At 56.5% G+C, this 262-nt stretch carries 1 protein-coding gene; it reads left to right on the plus strand.

Annotated elements, in window-relative coordinates:
* Window positions 1-83: 83 nt before the first annotated feature.
* Window positions 84-262 (plus strand): FAD-dependent oxidoreductase (locus tag SB765_RS30795; RefSeq protein WP_410932644.1); only part of this gene is annotated, 179 nt, incomplete at its 3' end.

Consider the following 262-nt stretch of genomic DNA (forward strand, 5'->3'; position numbering starts at 1 on the left):
GTGATTTTTGGGTGGCTGGCAGGCAATTTTCAACTCAGGTAGGATCGGAGCACTCGTAAAAAATATAAAACAGAGGTTCCAGGATGGCGAACACCCCCTACCCCCAGTCGTATTACGCAGCGTCCGCCAATGCGGTCCCGCCTCGTCCGACGTTGCAAGGCGAAGTCGAAACCGATGTATGCGTGATCGGCGCCGGCTACACCGGTCTTTCCAGCGCGCTGTTCCTGCTGGAAAACGGTTTTCGCGTGACGGTACTGGAGGC

It is taken from the genome of Pseudomonas sp. SIMBA_067, from assembly GCF_046534675.1.
In the GTDB taxonomy this organism is placed as follows: Bacteria; Pseudomonadota; Gammaproteobacteria; order Pseudomonadales; family Pseudomonadaceae; genus Aquipseudomonas; species Aquipseudomonas putida.